Origin of the sequence: Trichlorobacter sp. (assembly GCF_030247655.1) — a bacterium.
GTDB lineage: Bacteria > Desulfobacterota > Desulfuromonadia > Geobacterales > Pseudopelobacteraceae > Trichlorobacter.
In genome coordinates this window covers 1-3,158 of the sequence record NZ_JAOTRZ010000286.1, presented here as the reverse complement: position 1 = coordinate 3,158, position 3,158 = coordinate 1, and the positions used below count along the sequence as shown (strand labels likewise).

Genomic DNA, 3,158 nt, shown 5'->3' with positions numbered 1-3,158 from the left:
CTACTACATCTGCCTTAGTGATTTCAGCCATGATATCCTCCATATAGGTATCGAGTGTTTAATTGTTTATAGATACAACGAGAAGTTCTAATTGCCTTCTTTTTTTGCCCGGATTGCATCCAGAGCGCGAACCAGTGAGCCGGGCAGTGCTGCCAGCACACCAACAAAGTTAGTAGCTGGTGCCTGCATTGAGCCGAGCATCTTGGCAAGCAATACTTCCCGTGATGGGAGATCTGCAAGTGCCTGAATCTGGTTTACATCAATAACCTTGCCGGAAAGCACACCAGCCTTAAGTACAAATACGCCTTTTGATTCTTTGGCGAATTTGGACAAAACTTTGGCAGCACCGACAGGATCATCATAGGAAATAGCCACCGCTGTTGGGCCGGCAAGATACGGAGCTAAGCATGCAGCCTCAGTTTCTTGTGCAGCGATATCAAACAGGGTGTTCTTAAACACCTTGTACTCAACGCTGGCAGTCCGAAGTTCGTTACGAAGTGTTGTTGCCTTATCCACATTCATTCCGCGGAAATCAGCTAAAAACACTGCCTTTGCACGCACTAACTTATCGTGCATAAGCGCTACTTGTTCCTGCTTGACAGATTTTTTCAAGCGTCGTCCTCCTTTCTTTTGGTTTCTGGGGCTATCCCCATGCCAAAGTCAGGAGCGCAAGTTAACTTGCGAACCCAAGTCTCGGCAGGCAGACCTGTTTAGTCTTTATGCGGACTGCGCCTGCTGTCTGTGACTTTGGCTAAAACTTTTAAATATTTGCGGTTACATCACTAATATCAAGATTGATTCCTGGACCCATCGTAGATGACAGAGAAATTTTCTTGATGTAAGTGCCTTTTGCAGCAGAAGGCTTGGCCTTTACCAATGCTTCAACTAAAGCAACCAAGTTCCCTTGAAGCTTTTCAGCATCAAATGAAACCTTACCGATAGGAGCATGGACAATACCAGCCTTCTCCACACGAAACTCAACCTTACCAGCCTTGGATTCCTTTACTGCACGTCCAACCTCAAAAGTAACCGTACCCACTTTAGGGTTAGGCATTAAACCACGAGGACCGAGCAGCTTACCAATTTTACCGACAACACCCATCATATCTGGGGTTGCAATAGCGGTATCAAAGTCAAACCAGCCCTCTTGGATTTTAGTAACCAAGTCATCAGCACCGACATAGTCAGCACCGGCGTCAAGAGCTTCCTTTTCCTTTTCGCCCTTAGCAAACACCAGTACACGTACATTCTTACCCAAGCCATTGGGAAGAACAACAGCACCACGAACCATTTGATCTGCGTGGCGTGGGTCAACACCCAACTTAACCGCGACATCAACGGTTTCATCAAATTTGGCGTAAGCAGTATCTTTTACCACTTCGACCGCTGTTTTCAGGGGATAAACCGAATTACGGTCAATCTTGGTCATTGCGGCGCTATGTTTTTTAGTACTTTTTGACATGTCCGTCCTCTCCTACTGAACTCTGTTTCCTTGGCAAAAGCCAGTATTACTCAACAATATCTACACCCATGGAACGAGCAGTACCTTCCACTGTCCGCATGGCTGCTTCAACAGAGGCCGCGTTCAGATCCGGCATTTTTTTCTTTGCAATCTCTTCTACCTGAGCCTTGGTCAGCTTTCCGACTTTATTCTTATTCGGTACACTTGAACCGCTTTCAATACCAATCGTCTTCTTAATCAGAACCGGAACCGGGGGGGTTTTGGTTATGAACGAAAATGAGCGGTCAGCGTAAACCGTAATAACAACTGGGGTAATAGTACCTTCTTCAGCCTGCGTCTTAGCGTTAAAGGCCTTACAAAATTCCATGATATTGACGCCATGCTGACCAAGAGCAGGACCAATTGGTGGCGAGGGGTTAGCCTTGCCTGCAGGAATTTGCAGTTTTATGTAGCCGGTAATCTTCTTAGCCATTGGAATGCACTCCTTTTATTACGTACCGTCATCTACAAAAGGGACGGATTTTGTCAGCACTTCTCTACTTGCATAAACTCAAGCTCAACCGGTGTTGAACGACCGAATATTGTAACAGCCACACGCAACTTACCTTTATCCGGCTTAACATCTTCAACCACACCGGTAAAATTAAGGAATGGGCCATCAACCACACGAACGGTCTCGCCAACATCAAACTCAATTTTAGGGCGTGGTTTTTCTGCACCCTCTTCCATCCTGCGAGCGATTTTATTAACTTCCTCATCAGGAATCGGAAACGGAGTATTACCACCGACGAAACCGGTTACTTTGGCTGTTTCCTTAACAATGTGCCATGTTTCGTCAGTCAGCTCCATTTTGATCAGAATATAGCCAGGAAAGAATTTACGGGAAGATGTCTTCTTCTCGCCTTTCTTAAGTTCAACAACGGTTTCAGATGGGATCAGTATTTCACCAAAAAGATCTTCCATCTTCTCATTCTTGACCCGCTCGGTCAGATTGAGGCGAACCTTGTTTTCATACCCTGAATATGTATGTACGCCATACCATTTCTGGCTCATAATTAATTTCCTGTTATCCCAATACCAAACGCATCAGCTTGGACAGGACCACATCACACAAACCGAGGTAAATAGATACCATGAAAACAATCAGGATCACGACACCGGTTGTTGCAACGGTTTCCTTGCGAGTTGGCCAAGTAACCTTGCTCAGCTCAAGTTTTACTGACTCGAAAAATGTCTTCACATTCGTCACAACACTCTCCCGAAAATGCGCCTGACATACAATTGCATGACGAATCAACACTCAAGGCTATTAGATAAATGGCAGGCCAGGAGGGATTCGAACCCCCAACATCCGGTTTTGGAGACCGGCGCTCTACCAATTAGAGCTACTGGCCTGCAACTGTTGTCGTACCCCTCTATTTTGTTTCCTTGTGGGGGGTATGCTTACGACAAAAACGACAATATTTGCTGAACTCCAGCTTCTGAGGAGTAATCTTTTTATTCTTGGTCGTGGTGTAGTTTCTTTGCTTACACTCGGTGCAAGCAAGGGTAATGATGTCTCTCATCGCTCTTCCTTTTCAGACGCGAGCAAGGCGCTGGCAACCTTTACGGCAGACAGCGCCTGCTGGCACATCCTGTATCTTACTCGATAATTGCGCTGACGACGCCGGCGCCTACGGTACGACCACCTTCACGG

The 3,158-nt window shown here is 46.2% G+C and carries 6 protein-coding genes and 1 tRNA gene; all 7 read right to left on the bottom strand.

Annotated features, from left to right (window positions below; genetic code table 11):
• Positions 1–87: 87 nt before the first annotated feature.
• The 7 genes from rplJ to rpmG all read right to left on the bottom strand — a co-directional run bounded on the left by rplJ (position 88) and on the right by rpmG (position 3,027).
• Entirely contained in the window at positions 88–612 is a 525-nt protein-coding gene (gene rplJ, locus OEL57_RS15720; RefSeq protein ID WP_300741774.1) for a 50S ribosomal protein L10, read from the bottom strand.
• A gap of 148 nt (positions 613–760) precedes the next feature.
• Positions 761–1,462 carry a 50S ribosomal protein L1 gene (gene rplA, locus OEL57_RS15715; protein WP_078791575.1) on the bottom strand — a complete coding sequence of 234 codons (702 nt, stop codon included), beginning with the start codon at positions 1,460–1,462 and terminating at the stop codon, positions 761–763.
• Positions 1,463–1,508: 46 nt separating this feature from the next.
• Positions 1,509–1,934, bottom strand: a complete 426-nt coding sequence (gene rplK / locus OEL57_RS15710; RefSeq protein ID WP_300741771.1) for a 50S ribosomal protein L11 — start codon at positions 1,932–1,934, stop codon at positions 1,509–1,511.
• 53 nt (positions 1,935–1,987) lie between these two features.
• The gene (gene nusG / locus OEL57_RS15705) at positions 1,988–2,515 is read right to left on the bottom strand and encodes a transcription termination/antitermination protein NusG (RefSeq protein ID WP_300741770.1); all 528 of its coding nucleotides are present in this window, start codon (positions 2,513–2,515) and stop codon (positions 1,988–1,990) included.
• Between the two features lie 13 nt (positions 2,516–2,528).
• The gene (gene secE, locus OEL57_RS15700) at positions 2,529–2,711 is read right to left on the bottom strand and encodes a preprotein translocase subunit SecE (protein ID WP_078791572.1); all 183 of its coding nucleotides are present in this window, start codon (positions 2,709–2,711) and stop codon (positions 2,529–2,531) included.
• 69 nt (positions 2,712–2,780) lie between these two features.
• A tRNA-Trp gene (locus OEL57_RS15695) sits at positions 2,781–2,857 on the bottom strand.
• Between the two features lie 20 nt (positions 2,858–2,877).
• Entirely contained in the window at positions 2,878–3,027 is a 150-nt protein-coding gene (rpmG, locus tag OEL57_RS15690; protein ID WP_012469399.1) for a 50S ribosomal protein L33, read from the bottom strand.
• Between the last annotated feature and the right edge of the window lie 131 nt (positions 3,028–3,158).

What these genes read in the sequence shown, in the direction of transcription:
- rplA (WP_078791575.1), bottom strand. Translation starts at nt 1,462, where the DNA reads ATGTCAAAAAGTACTAAAAAACATAGCGCCGCAATGACCAAGATTGAC.
- rpmG (WP_012469399.1), bottom strand. Translation starts at nt 3,027, where the DNA reads ATGAGAGACATCATTACCCTTGCTTGCACCGAGTGTAAGCAAAGAAAC.
- nusG (WP_300741770.1), bottom strand. Translation starts at nt 2,515, where the DNA reads ATGAGCCAGAAATGGTATGGCGTACATACATATTCAGGGTATGAAAAC.
- rplK (WP_300741771.1), bottom strand. Translation starts at nt 1,934, where the DNA reads ATGGCTAAGAAGATTACCGGCTACATAAAACTGCAAATTCCTGCAGGC.